Origin of the sequence: Ihuprevotella massiliensis, from assembly GCA_900095835.1 — a bacterium.
Classification (GTDB): domain Bacteria; phylum Bacteroidota; class Bacteroidia; order Bacteroidales; family Bacteroidaceae; genus Alloprevotella; species Alloprevotella massiliensis.
In genome coordinates this window covers 1,787,141-1,804,770 of sequence record LT608321.1, presented here as the reverse complement: position 1 = coordinate 1,804,770, position 17,630 = coordinate 1,787,141, and the positions used below count along the sequence as shown (strand labels likewise).

7 protein-coding genes, 3 tRNA genes and 4 rRNA genes are annotated in these 17,630 nt (G+C 48.0%); all 14 read right to left on the bottom strand.

All coding sequences use genetic code 11. From position 1 onward, the window contains the following. Positions 1-20 precede the first annotated feature (20 nt). Positions 21-94 (bottom strand) — tRNA-Ile (locus BQ2633_RS07395). A gap of 161 nt (positions 95-255) precedes the next feature. Next, positions 256-1,782, bottom strand: a 16S ribosomal RNA gene (locus BQ2633_RS07390). Between the two features lie 1,777 nt (positions 1,783-3,559). Continuing rightward, a 5S ribosomal RNA gene (gene rrf, locus BQ2633_RS07375) occupies positions 3,560-3,670 on the bottom strand. Between the two features lie 109 nt (positions 3,671-3,779). Beyond that, positions 3,780-6,668: ribosomal RNA gene (locus tag BQ2633_RS07370) — 23S ribosomal RNA — on the bottom strand. A gap of 262 nt (positions 6,669-6,930) precedes the next feature. Beyond that, positions 6,931-7,004 (bottom strand) — tRNA-Ala (locus BQ2633_RS07365). Between the two features lie 32 nt (positions 7,005-7,036). Further along, positions 7,037-7,110: transfer RNA gene (locus BQ2633_RS07360), tRNA-Ile, on the bottom strand. 161 nt (positions 7,111-7,271) lie between these two features. After that, positions 7,272-8,798 (bottom strand): 16S ribosomal RNA (locus tag BQ2633_RS07355). The 16S, 23S and 5S rRNA genes sit together here with 3 tRNA genes alongside, the layout of an rRNA operon. A gap of 926 nt (positions 8,799-9,724) precedes the next feature. Next, positions 9,725-10,987, bottom strand: coding sequence for a hypothetical protein (locus BQ2633_RS07340; RefSeq protein WP_141700158.1), 1,263 nt, complete (start codon positions 10,985-10,987; stop codon positions 9,725-9,727). Between the two features lie 83 nt (positions 10,988-11,070). After that, the gene (locus BQ2633_RS07335) at positions 11,071-11,562 is read right to left on the bottom strand and encodes a DUF2141 domain-containing protein (RefSeq protein ID WP_075566133.1); all 492 of its coding nucleotides are present in this window, start codon (positions 11,560-11,562) and stop codon (positions 11,071-11,073) included. A gap of 45 nt (positions 11,563-11,607) precedes the next feature. Further along, entirely contained in the window at positions 11,608-12,600 is a 993-nt protein-coding gene (locus BQ2633_RS07330) for a DMT family transporter (protein WP_075566132.1), read from the bottom strand. Between the two features lie 212 nt (positions 12,601-12,812). Then, entirely contained in the window at positions 12,813-13,079 is a 267-nt protein-coding gene (locus tag BQ2633_RS07325) for an HU family DNA-binding protein (protein WP_075566130.1), read from the bottom strand. A 205-nt stretch (positions 13,080-13,284) separates the two neighbouring features. Next, positions 13,285-15,678: a type IX secretion system anionic LPS delivery protein PorZ gene (porZ, locus tag BQ2633_RS07320; protein WP_075566129.1), complete on the bottom strand. Its 2,394-nt coding sequence runs from the start codon at positions 15,676-15,678 to the stop codon at positions 13,285-13,287. 39 nt (positions 15,679-15,717) lie between these two features. Continuing rightward, positions 15,718-16,296, bottom strand: coding sequence for a non-canonical purine NTP diphosphatase (locus BQ2633_RS07315; RefSeq protein ID WP_075566127.1), 579 nt, complete (start codon positions 16,294-16,296; stop codon positions 15,718-15,720). A gap of 218 nt (positions 16,297-16,514) precedes the next feature. After that, positions 16,515-17,528 carry a YitT family protein gene (locus BQ2633_RS07310; protein ID WP_075566125.1) on the bottom strand — a complete coding sequence of 338 codons (1,014 nt, stop codon included), beginning with the start codon at positions 17,526-17,528 and terminating at the stop codon, positions 16,515-16,517. Positions 17,529-17,630: the final 102 nt, after the last annotated feature.

Here is a 17,630-nt window from a genome sequence, read left to right as displayed (position 1 = left end):
CGCGGTGCTCCGTTTGCAAGTAGTCCCAGGCAGATTTGAACTGCCGACCTCCACATTATCAGTGTGGCGCTCTAACCAACTGAGCTATAGGACTGGCAGAAAAAATCCACGCAAGTCAAACTACTTCAGAGCTGCTCGGCTTCATCTTTCTCTTATGCTTAGCATAACCTATTGCGAGAAGTATAGGTGACAATCTTCTAAATTGTACCATTTTCTTTTATTTCCATTCAAGTAACCAGGTAACTGAACTTCCAGAAAGGAGGTGTTCCAGCCGCACCTTCCGGTACGGCTACCTTGTTACGACTTAGCCCCAATCACCAGTTTTACCCTAGGCCGACCCTTGCGGTCACGGCTTTCAGGCACCCCCGGCTTTCATGGCTTGACGGGCGGTGTGTACAAGGCCCGGGAACGTATTCACCGCGCCATGGCTGATGCGCGATTACTAGCGAATCCAGCTTCATGGAGTCGGGTTGCAGACTCCAATCCGAACTGAGAGAGGTTTTTAAGATTAGCATCCTGTCACCAGGTAGCGACCTTCTGTACCCCCCATTGTAACACGTGTGTAGCCCCGGACGTAAGGGCCGTGCTGATTTGACGTCATCCCCACCTTCCTCACATCTTACGATGGCAGTATCCCTGGAGTGCCCAGCATTACCTGATGGCAACCAAGGAAAAGGGTTGCGCTCGTTATGGCACTTAAGCCGACACCTCACGGCACGAGCTGACGACAACCATGCAGCACCTCCAAGAGTGTCCGAAGAAAAATCTATCTCTAGATTCGTCACTCTTAGTTCAAGCCCGGGTAAGGTTCCTCGCGTATCATCGAATTAAACCACATGTTCCTCCGCTTGTGCGGGCCCCCGTCAATTCCTTTGAGTTTCACCGTTGCCGGCGTACTCCCCAGGTGGTATACTTAATGCTTTCGCTTGGCGGCTTACATTATATCGCAAACCGCGAGTATACATCGTTTACTGTGTGGACTACCAGGGTATCTAATCCTGTTTGATACCCACACTTTCGAGCCTCAGCGTCAGTTGCAGCCCGGACACCTGCCTTCGCGATCGGAGTTCATCGTGATATCTAAGCATTTCACCGCTACACCACGAGTTCCAGCATCCCTGTCTGCACTCAAGACTACCAGTTTCAATGGCTAACGATGGTTGAGCCACCGTCTTTCACCACTGACTTAATAATCCGCCTACGCTCCCTTTAAACCCAATAAATCCGGATAACGCCTGGACCTTCCGTATTACCGCGGCTGCTGGCACGGAATTAGCCGGTCCTTTTTCTGAAGGTACATACAATAGAGGACACGTCCTCTTTTTTATTCCCAACTAAAAGCAGTTTACAACCCGGAGGGCCGTCATCCTGCACGCTACTTGGCTGGTTCAGACTTGCGTCCATTGACCAATATTCCTCACTGCTGCCTCCCGTAGGAGTCTGGACCGTGTCTCAGTTCCAGTGTGGGGGACCTTCCTCTCAGAACCCCTACCGATCGAAGGCTAGGTGGGCCGTTACCCCGCCTACTACCTAATCGGACGCATCACCATCTCATACCGATAAATCTTTGGTTATATCACCATGCGGCAACATAACAACATCGGGTATTAATCTTACTTTCGCAAGGCTATCCCCGAGTATGAGGCAGGTTTGATACGCGTTACGCACCCGTGCGCCGGTCGCCATCAGAAGAAGCAAGCTTCTTCCATGCTGCCCCTCGACTTGCATGTGTTAAGCCTGTAGCTAGCGTTCATCCTGAGCCAGGATCAAACTCTTCATTGTAATATAATAATTTGTTTTGATTCTGTATAAAATCGCTCAGTTTCCTGTCTTGTTACTTTGGATTTGGAGTAGAAATTGACGGTACAATTCATTTTACCCGAAGCATTTCTGCTTCATTGTTGATTGTTCCTTGTACTTCTCTACAATCTGTTATGTAATCGTTTCAATGACTTCATGCAGCTCGTTTGCTGCTGTCAGGCGTTCAGGTTGTCAAGTCTCATCTGACTAAGCACGTTGTGTCTTAGCAAGTGCCCCTTGCGTCCCGATTGCGATGCAAAAGTACGGCAAGGTTTGCAAACTACCAAGACTTCCTACAAAAAAATCGCAGAAAAATTTTAGATAGTGCTATTTTGCCATCTAGACTACGCAGGATTATGCTGTAAAGCCCATTTTCCGCCCAAATCCCCCAGAACGATATTTGGAGCTTTTTGTCCCCTTTTGCCGTGTTTTGCTCCATCTCATCGTAAAAACGGGCTTTATGTCTCTTAAATACTTCCTTAACCGGCATCATTTCTCGAGCATTTCTCGGAGATTGTCAGTGAATGCTCGGCACTTCCTCAAAAAACGTTGGACATTCCTCGAAAAATCTCGGACGTTTCTCCAAAAACGTGGGAGATTTTCCAAAAAACGTTGGACTTTTTCCAAAAAACGTCGGAGTTTTTTTTCAGTCCCCTCCGAGAGAAGATTTCTCACAGCAAATAGGAACACAAATAAAGCAGGAAATGGAAGCGCAGCAAGCTTAGAAGTTCAACCTTTAATTGCGAGAATAGACTACTTTCAAGCATAAATACACAACTATAATATAACGCGCGCGCGAAGAAAGTTATTAAGATGTGGGGCTGGAAAGGTGATAATCGCAGCCAAAAGAAGTAGACACACTTGCGAAATAGGCATGTTTACCCTAGAGCAGACGTAGCTAGGAAGAATTACTTGAATCNGTAAGAAGTTTAATAATCCAGTCCATAGGAGAGGTAAAAAGGTTGCTAATTTGAGATAGCAAAAATAAGGATTTTGTATGAATAAAACAAATATATTCTGGGGGAAATCGCCTATAATACTGGAAAATGCAATTATTTTCAAACTTTATTCAGATAAGATGCGAGAAGTCCATGGACATAACCTCAAGGAATAAGAAAAGGCATAGAGATAACCATAGAAACATGGGGAAAAGGCATGCATTTCCTCTAGAGAAAAGAGGGAAAACATCTCGATTGAGGGAAAGATGATTGTCGAAGAAGAAGAGATTTAAGCAGAAAAAAGGCAAGACAACTAGAATAGATGCAACACACACTCTCTAATGACTCAGAAATGACAGAAAGTAGTTCGTAGAAAGATGCAAGACACACTCTCTAATGACTCAGAAACGTCAGAAAATAGTTCGTGGAAAATAACGCAAAGAAGCACTAAACTAATCGGAATTCGCAGAAATTCGCGTTAAAGCTCATACGTTTGCACCAACGGATAGAAGTAGGAAAACACAAATATCAGCAAGCACAACACGAAGCAGCGTAGAGAAGCAAATTGAAGTTTATAGAAACTACTTAAATATAGGAGCGTAAAGCAGAAACATCAGCAAGCACAACACAAACCAGAACTACTTCTGTATACGATGAACAATTTAAGTTTACAGAATACCAGTAGAGCAAAATCACAACTCTTCTGAGATTACACAAAGGATAGTGGGTATGGAAAAAGATCAGTAAGTATATTCAGACTAAAGTAGCAATATGGAAACACAAAAAAGCCCCGAGTTCATATTGAACTCAGGGCTTTCGTAAAATGGCGGCGACCTACTCTCCCGCGGGTGTGCAGTACCATCGGCGCGGTCGGGCTTAACTTCTCTGTTCGGAATGGGAAGAGGTGGAACCCCGTCGCTATAACCACCGGAAATATATCTTGAACATGCAACGCTTTGACATTGTCCTTGTAACTCTAACTTTCGTCTTCTTATTCAGAAAACAAGCAAACAAAGCAGCTTTAAGTGTATTCCACCAAAGGAATAGAAGTTTCGGGCAATTAGTAGTGCTCGGCTTTGACGTCACCGTCTTTACACCTACACCCTATCAACGTTGTAGTCTACAACGACCCTTATGAGGAAATCTAATCTTGTGGCCGGCTTCGCACTTAGATGCTTTCAGCGCTTATCCGATCCCGACGTAGATACCCGGCGGTGCAGCTGGCGCCACAACCGGTAAACCAGAGGTCAGTCCAACACGGTCCTCTCGTACTAGTGTCAGAGCCACGCAAATTTCCTACGCCCACGATAGATAGAGACCGAACTGTCTCACGACGTTCTGAACCCAGCTCGCGTGCCACTTTAATGGGCGAACAGCCCAACCCTTGGGACCTTCTCCAGCCCCAGGATGTGACGAGCCGACATCGAGGTGCCAAACCACTCCGTCGATATGAGCTCTTGGGAGGGATCAGCCTGTTATCCCCGGAGTACCTTTTATCCTTTGAGCGATGGCCCTTCCATACGGAACCACCGGATCACTATGCTCTGCTTTCGCACCTGATCGACTTGTAGGTCTCTCAGTCAAGCGCCCTTTTGCCATTACACTCTACGGCCGGTTACCAATCGGCCTGAGGGCACCTTTAGAAGCCTCCGTTACGCTTTTGGAGGCGACCACCCCAGTCAAACTACCCACCAAACGCGGTCCTCTCATCTGAGAGTTAGGAACCAGACAGCCAAAGGGTCGTATTTCAACAGCGGCTCCACAAACACTGGCGTGCCTGCTTCATAGCCTCCGACCTATCCTACACATCGACTGCCCAATTACAACGTTAAGCTATAGTAAAGGTTCACGGGGTCTTTTCGTCCCATCGCGGGTAATCGGCATCTTCACCGATACTACAATTTCACTGGAATCATGGTTGAGACAGTGCCCAGATCATTACACCATTCGTGCAGGTCGGAACTTACCCGACAAGGAATTTCGCTACCTTAGGACCGTTATAGTTACGGCCGCCGTTTACTGGGGCTTCAATTCAAACCTTCGACCGGAGTCTAAGCTCTCCTCTTAACCTTCCAGCACCGGGCAGGTGTCAGACTGTATACTGCATCTTTCGATTTTGCACAGCCCTGTGTTTTTGTTAAACAGTTGCCTGGGCCGATTCTCTGCGCCTCACATTACTGTGAGGACCCCTTATTCCGAAGTTACGGGGTCAATTTGCCTAGTTCCTTAACCATGAATCTTCCAAGCGCCTTAGTATATTCTACCCGACTACGTGTGTCCGTTTACGGTACGGGTATCTTTGCTGTTAAGCTTAGCGGATTTTCTCGGGAGTAGGATTACCTTCACTATTACATTGTCCGAAGACGCTGTATACTATCGACTTTCAGCTCAGATGGTGGATTTGCCTGCCATCCTCATAACCTACAATCTTTAACGAGCTATTCCGTCAGCTCGCGGAAGTGTCACTCCTCCGTCTCCACATCGCCAACAAAGATAGTAACGGAATATTAACCGTTTCTGCCATCGGCATCACCATTAGGTTGAACCTTAGGTCCCGACTGACCCAGGGACGATTAACGTTGCCCTGGAAACCTTAGTCTTTCGGCGAGAGTGCATCTCACACTCTTTATCGTTACTTATACCTACATTTGCTTTTCATGAAGCTCCAACAGAGGTTATCCTCTATCTTCAAGGCCGCATGAATGCTCCCCTACCGATATCATTTGATATCCCACGGCTTCGGCAATAGACTTTATACCCGATTATTATCCATGCACAGTCCCTCGACTAGTGAGCTGTTACGCACTCTTTGAATGAATGGCTGCTTCCAAGCCAACATCCTAGCTGTCACGGGGACCACACTTCGTTAGTTTAACTTAGCCTATATTTCGGGGCCTTAGCCGGTGGTCAGGATTCTTCTCCTCTCGGGCGTGGACCTTAGCACCCACGCCCTCACTCCCGGGCTTAGCCTGTGTGCATTCGGAGTTTGTCTGGACTTGATAGGCGGTGAAGCCCTCGCATCCAATCAGTCGCTCTACCTCACACAGGGAACGCCCGAGGCTGCACCTAAATGCATTTCGGGGAGTACGAGCTATCTCCAAGTTTGATTGGCCTTTCACTCCTACCCTCACCTCATCCAGAAGCTTTTCAACGCTTATTGGTTCGGTCCTCCATCCCGTGTTACCGGGACTTCAACCTGGACAAGGGTAGATCACTTGGTTTCGCGTCTACCACCGCCGACTATGCGCCCTATTCAGACTCGCTTTCGCTTCGGCTTACGTGCTTCATAGCACTTAACCTTGCCGACGACGGTAACTCGTAGGTTCATTATGCAAAAGGCACGCCGTCACACCATAAGGTGCTCCGACCGCTTGTAGGCGTACGGTTTCAGGAACTTTTTCACTCCTCTAAAAGAGGTGCTTTTCACCTTTCCCTCACGGTACTGGTTCGCTATCGGTCTCTTACGAGTATTTAGCCTTGGCGGATGGGCCCGCCGGATTCAGACAGGATTTCACGTGTCCCGCCCTACTCAGGATACCACTATGCTTCATACGATTGTCGAGTACGAGACTGTCACTCTCTATGGTCGCTCTTTCCAAAGCGTTCCTCTAACTGTAATTCTTGCAACGTCGTGGTCCTACAACCCCATATAGACCGAAATCTATATGGTTTGGGCTCTTCCCCGTTCGCTCGCCACTACTAGGGGAATCATTATTATTTTCTTTTCCTAGGGGTACTAAGATGTTTCAGTTCCCCCCGTTAGCCTCCCGCATTTGCGGGATAACAGGTCTTCAACCTGCTGGGTTGTCCCATTCGGAAATCTGCGGATCAATGGTTATTTGCACCTACCCACAGCTTATCGCAGCTTATCACGTCCTTCATCGCCTGTAAGAGCCTAGGCATCCACCGTACGCCCTTAATTACTTCCTTTTCCTTATTCTAGACGTTAGGAATTAGACGTTAGACCTTAGTCTTTGCTAATCCTTTCGTAACTAGAAGGTGGGAATATACTTAAAGCTGTACTTTCGTTTACCTTTGTTTCGTTACTTGGATGATTCTCTGTTTTCGCATCTCACCTTGCGATGGATGGAAACAAGAATCAACTTGTTGCGTGTTCAATATGTCAAAGATCTCTTGCTCTGTCATTATGCTTTGATGTCTTATCATCATTGCGACTGAGCAGTAGAATGAGTGGAGAATAACGGATTCGAACCGTTGACCCCCTGCGTGCAAGGCAGGTGCTCTAGCCAGCTGAGCTAATCCCCCAAATCTTCGGAGCGCGGTGCTCCGTTTGCAAGTAGTCCCAGGCAGATTTGAACTGCCGACCTCCACATTATCAGTGTGGCGCTCTAACCAACTGAGCTATAGGACTGGCAGAAAAAATCCACGCAAGTCAAACTACTTCAGAGCTGCTCGGCTTCATCTTTCTCTTATGCTTAGCATAACCTATTGCGAGAAGTATAGGTGACAATCTTCTAAATTGTACCATTTTCTTTTATTTCCATTCAAGTAACCAGGTAACTGAACTTCCAGAAAGGAGGTGTTCCAGCCGCACCTTCCGGTACGGCTACCTTGTTACGACTTAGCCCCAATCACCAGTTTTACCCTAGGCCGACCCTTGCGGTCACGGCTTTCAGGCACCCCCGGCTTTCATGGCTTGACGGGCGGTGTGTACAAGGCCCGGGAACGTATTCACCGCGCCATGGCTGATGCGCGATTACTAGCGAATCCAGCTTCATGGAGTCGGGTTGCAGACTCCAATCCGAACTGAGAGAGGTTTTTAAGATTAGCATCCTGTCACCAGGTAGCGACCTTCTGTACCCCCCATTGTAACACGTGTGTAGCCCCGGACGTAAGGGCCGTGCTGATTTGACGTCATCCCCACCTTCCTCACATCTTACGATGGCAGTATCCCTGGAGTGCCCAGCATTACCTGATGGCAACCAAGGAAAAGGGTTGCGCTCGTTATGGCACTTAAGCCGACACCTCACGGCACGAGCTGACGACAACCATGCAGCACCTCCAAGAGTGTCCGAAGAAAGATCTATCTCTAAATCTGTCACTCTTAGTTCAAGCCCGGGTAAGGTTCCTCGCGTATCATCGAATTAAACCACATGTTCCTCCGCTTGTGCGGGCCCCCGTCAATTCCTTTGAGTTTCACCGTTGCCGGCGTACTCCCCAGGTGGTATACTTAATGCTTTCGCTTGGCGGCTTACATTATATCGCAAACCGCGAGTATACATCGTTTACTGTGTGGACTACCAGGGTATCTAATCCTGTTTGATACCCACACTTTCGAGCCTCAGCGTCAGTTGCAGCCCGGACACCTGCCTTCGCGATCGGAGTTCATCGTGATATCTAAGCATTTCACCGCTACACCACGAGTTCCAGCATCCCTGTCTGCACTCAAGACTACCAGTTTCAATGGCTAACGATGGTTGAGCCACCGTCTTTCACCACTGACTTAATAATCCGCCTACGCTCCCTTTAAACCCAATAAATCCGGATAACGCCTGGACCTTCCGTATTACCGCGGCTGCTGGCACGGAATTAGCCGGTCCTTTTTCTGAAGGTACATACAATAGAGGACACGTCCTCTTTTTTATTCCCAACTAAAAGCAGTTTACAACCCGGAGGGCCGTCATCCTGCACGCTACTTGGCTGGTTCAGACTTGCGTCCATTGACCAATATTCCTCACTGCTGCCTCCCGTAGGAGTCTGGACCGTGTCTCAGTTCCAGTGTGGGGGACCTTCCTCTCAGAACCCCTACCGATCGAAGGCTAGGTGGGCCGTTACCCCGCCTACTACCTAATCGGACGCATCACCATCTCATACCGATAAATCTTTGGTTATATCACCATGCGGCAACATAACAACATCGGGTATTAATCTTACTTTCGCAAGGCTATCCCCGAGTATGAGGCAGGTTTGATACGCGTTACGCACCCGTGCGCCGGTCGCCATCAGAAGAAGCAAGCTTCTTCCATGCTGCCCCTCGACTTGCATGTGTTAAGCCTGTAGCTAGCGTTCATCCTGAGCCAGGATCAAACTCTTCATTGTAATATAATAATTTGTTTTGATTCTGTATAAAATCGCTCAGTTTCCTGTCTTGTTACTTTGGATTTGGAGTAGAAATTGACGGTACAATTCATTTTACCCGAAGCATTTCTGCTTCATTGTTGATTGTTCCTTGTACTTCTCTACAATCTGTTATGTAATCGTTTCAATGACTTCATGCAGCTCGTTTGCTGCTGTCAGGCGTTCAGGTTGTCAAGTCTCATCTGACTAAGCACGTTGTGTCTTAGCAAGTGCCCCTTGCGTCCCGATTGCGATGCAAAAGTACGGCAAGGTTTGCAAACTACCAAGACTTCCTACAAAAAAATCGCAGAAAAATTTTAGATAGTGCTATTTTGCCATCTAGACTACGCAGGATTATGCTGTAAAGCCCATTTTCCGCCCAAATCCCCCAGAACGATATTTGGAGCTTTTTGTCCCCTTTTGCCGTGTTTTGCTCCATCTCATCGTAAAAACGGGCTTTATGTCTCTTAAATACTTCCTTAACCGGCATCATTTCTCGAGCATTTCTCGGAGATTGTCAGTGAATGCTCGGCACTTCCTCAAAAAACGTTGGACATTCCTCGAAAAATCTCGGACGTTTCTCCAAAAACGTGGGAGATTTTCCAAAAAACGTTGGACTTTTTCCAAAAAACGTCGGAGTTTTTTTTCAGTCCCCTCCGAGAGAAGATTTCTCACAGCAAATAGGAACACAAATAAAGCAGGAAATGGAAGCGCAGCAAGCTTAGAAGTTCAACCTTTAATTGCGAGAATAGACTACTTTCAAGCATAAATACACAACTATAATATAACGCGCGCGCGAAGAAAGTTATTAAGATGTGGGGCTGGAAAGGTGATAATCGCAGCCAAAAGAAGTAGACACACTTGCGAAATAGGCATGTTTACCCTAGAGCAGACGTAGCTAGGAAGAATTACTTGAATCTTTTGAGCAAGAAACGTGGATGGGCTCGCAAAAACACTCCAAAAGAAAAAGTATGACGCAGGGCGGCTGGGTCGATGGCACCATTTTTCAGTTGCAAAGGTCCAGCATCAGTGATATAACCATTGGCTTTTGCCCCAAAAACATAGTCGCGAGACAAAGTTCGCACAAATTCCACACTCCAAAAGGCAGTGTTCATGTGAGAAAAACGCGCACCTTCGTTTTTTAGAGAAAGCGTGTTGAAGAAAGGACTACCGTAGAGTGTGACAAAATCTTGCGTTTTCCACCATCCGAGTTGAAGTCGGAGAGCATGCCACAGATTGAGCGAACCACTGACCCACATGGCAGCACCATTGTTGAAGGGCCACAGTTTTCCAGATTGCTGATAGGCGCCAAGTGCGTGCATCTCTAGTGCAGCCTCATTGAAAACACGATGATGCAGCGTTTTTCGCAACTGCAGCCCAACACTAGCATTGCAGAGTGTTTGCACTCCCAAATCCGTATCATCTTGTTCTCCTCCGCGGTGCTGCACCATCATTTGCACTGGCAAATCGAGCGACCATCCATGAGCATGTGGGTGGAGAAGATGCAGGATTTGCGACATGCCCACCGTGAAAGCCTCTTGATGCTTGTCCATCTCGTAGATGAAACTTTGCCAATCAATCCACGCATCCATCTTCCAGTGACGCGTGCGAATGATGGTTTGAAATCCTTTTTCGGGATCAGTGGTGAGTAGAGTCTCGGGGTTATAGAGCGGAAGAATTAGGTTATGATTTGCTCCCCCGTAGAGGTCACCCAACACAAGAGTGGCAGCTCCCATCTGCAGTGCCGCTCGAAAAAAGGGCAAAGCGTGTGCAAATCCTTGATAAGCATTGCCCTTCCAGGTGACGATGTCATGAAAGGCATAGTTGGGATAGTAGTTGGTGCCGTCGTAGCAGAGTGCGGTGAGTCCCAGCTGCAGATTCAAATTAGGTAGAGGTCGATAAGCGAGATACGGAGTAAGGCGCACTCCAGGGAGGGTGTAGCCTTTGGCAATGTTTCCGTCGAACTCGTTGTCTTTGAAGAAAGCAAGAGCATCAACATCAAGATAAAGCGTTTTGATTTCAACGGAGTCTGTGTCACAACGTGTAGTGAGTTGATGACACAAATCGGTTTCAGCTGTTTGCGCAAGGGCTACTCCGGAGAAAAAGATTCCCCCCAAGAGAAGAAAAAGACCACTCAAGCACGGCAGAGCGAGTGCGGACATGTATTTCATAAATGATACTATAGATTAATCGGCGAATCATCAGGTATTTGAGCGACAACCAATGTGGAATAAGGTACAATGACAAAGGCTGTTCAATGCAAGAGAATCGTAGTGTGGAGATTTCCCTCAAGTCGAAAAGCACATCTTTTGAAACTAGGTGGCCCCATGACAATGCGCGGATTGTTGCTAAATCCCCCTAGTTCGGTGGGGATGCCGATGAGATTGCGATCGATTTTTCCGTTAGCATTGGCATCTTGATAGACCGTGATGGCATAAGTGCCGGTAGGTAGTGAGAGAGAGACGCCCTGTTGCAGCGCAGTCGCCGTTGGCACACGCAGCACCTGCAAAGGTTGTTTGCGATAATGTTCAGGACTATCGTAGACGGAAAGGACGATGCGTCCTTTGGTGTCTTTCAGCCCCGTGAAGTGAACAACGAGTGTGGGCTGCGATGCAGGTGAGCCCTGTGCCTGAGCAGAAATCGCGAAAGAAAGCTCTCCTCCTCCCCAAGCAAGTAGGAAGAGAAGAACAATGACGAAGTGAAAAAGACGAAAAGAGCGTTTACCCCAAGAGAAGATTCGATTCATCAGAAACAGGAATTTCGAAAGAAAAGAAAATAGCAGTGCCGGCACCTAGGCTTCGCTCGTGGAATCCCCACCTTCCTCTATTGAGGAAGAGGTAGGCGCCTGCTTTTGCTCTAGCATATCACGTCGCGATTTGGAGAGTGTCACCAATGCGACACCGGAGAAAATCAGTGCTACAGCCAAAGCGTGGGTGAGGGTGAAAACCGCAAGTCCCAAGACGACACTGACAATCACTGCCACAATAGGCTGGACATAGTTGTACATACTCACCACCGTAGGTCGCAGCACCTGTTGTCCACGAATCATCAAGATGTAGGCAAGGAAGGTGCCCCCCACCACAACGTAACCAATCTCGCCAAGTGTGACAGCCGAGAGAGAAGACCATGGAGTTTGCCATACGTGCTGTGCAGTGAAGGGCCAGATGATACAGGTGGCAGAGAGAAACATCCACTTATTTACAGTGAAGATGTTGTAGCGTTTCGCCAGCCATCCGAAGACGGTGAGATAAATGGTATAAGAGATTTGCGCAGCAAAGCAGAGGAGGTCACCGCGCATGTCCCCCATGCTCAATCCAGCAACCGAAGCACTCCCGGAAGCAGCACGCACACTCGACATCACCAACAAGACTGCTCCACAACACCCCAAGGCTACCCCCAATGCTTTACGCAGAGTGATGGGTTCTTTGAGAATGATGGCGGAAAGCAAGAGCGCAGATATAGGCATGGTGGTGGTGACAATACCAGCATTCACTGGAGAAGTGAGACTAAGTCCGATGGTGAAGCAACACTGATTGCCTACGAGTCCAAAGACAGCTGCAAGACATAAGAGTGCAATATGTTTTCGGGAAATAGCTTCTCGGGGAGTGAAGAGAGAAGTCAACCAGAAAAGGATAGCGCCTCCCATGACCCGAAGCGACACGAGGGTGATACCATCAATGCCATTTTGCATAGCATCTTTGCCAAGGGGAGACATGAGTCCCCAACAGACTGCTGCACCAGCTAAACTGAGATGCGCTAAGAGAGGAGTACGATTGTTAGACATTAGACGTTAGAGGGTCGCAGCCCCTTTTTGTTCGCCACGACAAGCGTGGTTCAGAGCCTAAGAGTAGACATTAGTGCCATGCGGCAAAAAGGGTAGATGCGAGAAAGAAGACGTGAGAAGTGGAATTCTAGTCGTTAGAGCCGTGGAGAGCCAAAAAAAGCACGACAAACCTTTTAGGAATGTCGCGCTATAGTGCTAGAACGAAAGAAGCATTACTTCACTTCGAGGGCTGAACCAGCCTTGAACTTCACTACCTTCTTTGCAGCGATGGTGATCTTTTCCTTAGTAGCAGGATTGATACCTTGACGTTCGGGGCGCTCTGTAACAGAGAACGTACCAAAACCGAGGAGAGCCACCTTATCGCCTTCCTTCACTGCAGCAGCGATAGCATCAAGAGTTGCTTCAACAGCGGCCTTAGCTTGAGCTTGCGTCAAGTTAGCTTGTTTAGCCACTGCGCTAGAGAGTTCTGTTTTATTCATATTGAGTATGTTTTAAATGTGATTATTCTACTTGTGCTTGATAGAAATGCTAGAAATCAGCGTTTTTTCTTGCTGCAAATATATTGTAATATAGTGGGTTGCACAAATAAAAATGTCTTTTTTTGATAGAATCTCCCCAAAAAAGTGGATTTTATGGGGTTTAGATGCTGTTTTACAGCCAAAAATCGCTGAAGAATGCCATAAACTACCTCACGAAAGCCACCTTCGCTACGACACTTTGCGTGCCACCTTGGGCTGCGACATAGAAATAATATACCCCAGAGGCTGCGCGAGTACCTTGCATCGTGCGACCATCCCAAGTGAACGTACCTCCAAGGCTCATGCCGCGCGCCACTAAGCGACCATCGGCACTCGCCACGCGCACTTCAGCGTCTGCCACAAGGCCATCGAGGGTGATATTTCCTACATAATCTGGGCGAACAGGGTTGGGATACACACGAATATTGGAACTTTCGAGCGTTGCCGCAGGTGTAGACACACGCGCTTGATAAGAAAGCAAACCAGCACTGGTGCCAATCATCACTTCACCCGAAGTGGGATGACAAGCAATGCTCCAAATCTCATTGGAGAAGAGAGGAGAATTGGCGGTGGTGAAATGCTCTTCTACTGTGAGCGCATCGGGTGACAACAGGTATAAGCCATTGTCGAGGGTCCCCACCCACTTACGATTGGCACCATCCACAGCGATGGCAGAGACATTGGCTCCTGCCAGTAGATAGTCAGCAAGGTTGCTCCCATCTTTGCGAGGCACCTTGACTTGTGTGACATAAAAATCACGGCGATTCCATGTGTTGGGATTGTCTACGCGGAACAGACCTTGGTTGGTCCCTAGCCAGATGGCACTGTCGTGATCTTCGGCAATGGAAGTGGCAAAGTTGAAAGTGATGTTCTCACCATCCTGATTGGGAAATGAGGATCGGAAGGTCGCCACATCATCGCGCGTGTTGGTAGGTGTGCCATTATAATCCAAACAGAGGAAACCGCTATTGTAGTCTGCTGCCGTACGTCGTGACAGTATCCACAAACGTCCTTTGGAGTCAAACATGGTCTTTTCCAATGTCGGAGCATTATCTATATCTTTCAAATAGATTTTACCCCAAACGCCTTTAGGAGTAATAACATGGAGAGCTGTATCTGCACTACTATTGAGCAAAAAGAGATTGCCTTGAGGATCATAGATAGCCCCATCAGTACGGACATAGTTTTTGAAAGCAGCTGCATTGCTTTTCTCCGCAGAAACGAGTGCAGAATTGGTGTAGGTGTACTGCTTCGTGATGCTACTTCCATTATATAAATAGAGCCCAGTGCGCGAAGTAGTCACCGCATATTGTTGTGGATTGAGCGGATTGCGGTCTATACAAGTGGCATTTTCAAATTGAGCGCCCACATATCCAGCTGCGGCAGTGGGTGATTCTAGAAAAGTCCAGGATTTTCCATCATAAATCTCAGCCATTTGAGGATAGGATATAGCATCTAGTGGATCAAGACGTCCGCAAGCAATCAACAAATCTTCGCCGCGATAGCGCATGAAATAGGCTAAGTCGTAGCGTGGTCCAAATTTTCCAAAGCGCTGCGAGGCCTTTTCAATCGTCCAGTCGACAGCATCGGCAGGGCGACGCACAAAACCATTGTCGCTGAAGCCTATCCACCAACCTCCTTGCCCATCCGTCTCTGCATATTGTGCTTCAGTGGGAAGAGCAATGCGTGTGGCGGTGCTCGCTTCATCGGTCAGCGTGAAAACTTCGCCTTGTTGTTGCGCCACAATGCGGCCTTCAGCGTCACGATGGAGTTGATTTCCCGTAAATCGTGTGTCAATCTGACGAAAATCGCTAGCCGTCAAGGCAGCCGCGTAGGTTTTGACCGTTGCGGCATCCGTCGTTTGTGCACGCCAAATGCCAGAAGTCGCTCCAAGGCTTGCAGGAGCAACCGCATACAAGCCTGTCGAACTAGCCACTACCGCCGACACCTCATGCGTCAGCACATTCTGCCACAGAGATTTGTCGTTCAGATTTTGGCGTACTCCGATGCGCTGAAGCTTTCCTCCAGTTGCCACAAAAAGATGATCGCCCCAGCGAGCCACATCATGGCAGCTGCCCACAGCGAAATGTCCACGCACGAGAGCTTGTGCCACATCTACCCAGAGAAAACCTGCGTTGGTGGTGATGAAAGCATCGTCATCTTGCACGCGTAGTCTATCCACCATGAGTTCTTGCTGCTGATAGTTCGCCAAATGAGGGAGATGTACCACCTTGCCAGTTTGCAAACGGAGCAAATCGACATTGCCATCGGCATAGAGCAAGACAAGCGTTTTCTGTTTGTGCGAAAGAGCGATGTGCGCAATCGACTTACTCGCCAGTCCATGGGAGATGCGCGTGATGGGTGTTGTGGTTCGCGCCACGAGGTCGCAAACCAAAAGATTTTCTCCCATCAACGCATAGAGATATCGTCCATCGCGCACGGCTTCCTTCCCATCATAATAGGAAAGATAGGGTGTCCATCGAGAGAAATCAGCCGCTTGAGCGGTGAAGCTGAAGCAGAGGAGAAGAAAAAGGAAGAGTTTGTACAAATCTTTACGCATGAAAAACAGCAGGCTCACACCCAGTCTGCGGGGTTTGTGTTATTGGAATTTTGCCAGAAACTCGCAAAGTTGTGCCACGGCTCTAGCACGGTGCGAAAGGCGATTTTTCACCTCCACGCCGAGTTCTGCGAAAGTTTTTCCGGTGTCTTCGGGAGAGAACACAGGGTCGTAGCCAAAGCCATCAGTGCCCAAACGCTCAGTGGTGATATATCCCTCCACTTTGCCTTCAAACAGATATTCTTTTCCTCCTAAAATGAGGGCAATCGCCGTGCGGAAAGCAGCCTTGCGGTTTGTTTTCCCTTCCATTTCGTGGAGCAACTTAGTGACATTGGCTTCTGTGTCGTGGCGATCGGGATAAGCATATCGTGCCGTGTGCACCCCAGGCTCGCCATTGAGGGCTTCCACCTCCAACCCCGTGTCATCGGCAAAGACGTCGAGTCCATAACGCTCATGCACGAAACGTGCTTTGAGCAAAGCATTGCCCTCGAGAGTATCGGCAGTTTCGGGGATATCCTCATGGCAATTGATTTCTGCTAGGGATACGATTTCAAATTTGTCGCCCACAACGGCACGAATTTCTTCGAGTTTGTGAGCATTGTTGGTAGCGATGACGAGCATATTTGAGTTGATGCAATTAGAAATTAGCGATGATAGGTCAGAGGGTTGCCGCCTCATCTGAGTTGTCGCGTCCCTCCATTTGTTGTCTTTGCAGACTATCCCTCCAAGATGAGGACAGGATAAAAAGAGGGAGAAATCTCCCTATTGATAACGGAGACTTCTCCAAAAAAGTGTGTGATGCCGAGAAATATCTGCATTCCTTGCACCACGCTACAAGATTAGATGCGCGAATTGGCTTGGTCGCTTGCCACTTTGGCTTTCACCTTTTCCATTTCGGCACGTTTCTTTTGTTCGGCACTAACTTTCACCTTGATACGGTCGAAGCCATAACCGAAAACGCCACTTGCCAGAGTTTGACTCACGAAAGCATGAGGATCGACCGCGGTGATGATGCGAAAAATGGTGCTAGCTTCGCGCTTCTTTGCCAAGACCACGAGTACTTTGCGCTCCTGTTTCGTGTACCATCCTTGTCCGTTGAGCACGGTGACTCCACGATTCAGGCTATTGATTTCAGAAGCAATCTCCTCATATTTACTAGAGAAGATGAGGAATTGCACCGATTGTCTACCACTATTGACCACCAAATCGACCATAAGGGTGATAATGATGAGTGTGGTGTAGCCATATAATAGTTTCTCAAGGTTACTATTGGGCAAGAACAACGAAGCCGTGATGATGCCCACATCAGAGAGGAGAATGAGGGTGCCGAGCGACATATCACGATATTTGTTGATCATCGCTGCAATGACATCCGTTCCTCCAGTCGACCCATTGCGCAGGAAAACAAGTCCCATGCCCAATCCCATAATGCCTGATCCGAATACAACACTCATGAAGGCATTACTAGTGACGATGGGCAATCCCACTGCGTCATTAAATCCTGCAGGGAAGAGTTCTGGTTTAACCTCCCAAAGATAGCGCAAACCACCTTCCACCCCTGCAAGGAACACGAAGAGCACTGCGATGGCAAAGAACGTTTTCAAACAAAACTTCCAGTCGAGCACCTTCAAGGCCATTGCCAGCAAAATCACGTTGGCAATGAAAAACGTCCATTGCGGTTTGAACCAGCCTGTGGCATAAAAGATCAAGGATCCAAGACCTGTCGTTCCTCCCGGCGTGACTTGGTGAGGCACGAGGAAACAATAATAACCGATGGAATAGCACAACAATCCAAGAGAGATAATGATCAAATCTTGAATCTCGAGCTTCCAGTTGATTTTAAGATTAGACATCTTATTTAGACCTTAGGTATTAGATGTTAGAGAATAGAGGGTAGATGTAGACATTAGACGCTAGAAATTAGACTTTAGCCACTAGTCTTTAGAGAAGAAAGA

Coding starts and splice junctions, on each gene's coding strand:
- BQ2633_RS07340 (WP_141700158.1), bottom strand. CDS start 10,987: ATGAAATACATGTCCGCACTCGCTCTGCCGTGCTTGAGTGGTCTTTTT.
- BQ2633_RS07310 (WP_075566125.1), bottom strand. CDS start 17,528: ATGTCTAATCTTAAAATCAACTGGAAGCTCGAGATTCAAGATTTGATC.
- porZ (WP_075566129.1), bottom strand. CDS start 15,678: ATGCGTAAAGATTTGTACAAACTCTTCCTTTTTCTTCTCCTCTGCTTC.
- BQ2633_RS07330 (WP_075566132.1), bottom strand. CDS start 12,600: ATGTCTAACAATCGTACTCCTCTCTTAGCGCATCTCAGTTTAGCTGGT.
- BQ2633_RS07325 (WP_075566130.1), bottom strand. CDS start 13,079: ATGAATAAAACAGAACTCTCTAGCGCAGTGGCTAAACAAGCTAACTTG.
- BQ2633_RS07315 (WP_075566127.1), bottom strand. CDS start 16,296: ATGCTCGTCATCGCTACCAACAATGCTCACAAACTCGAAGAAATTCGT.
- BQ2633_RS07335 (WP_075566133.1), bottom strand. CDS start 11,562: ATGAATCGAATCTTCTCTTGGGGTAAACGCTCTTTTCGTCTTTTTCAC.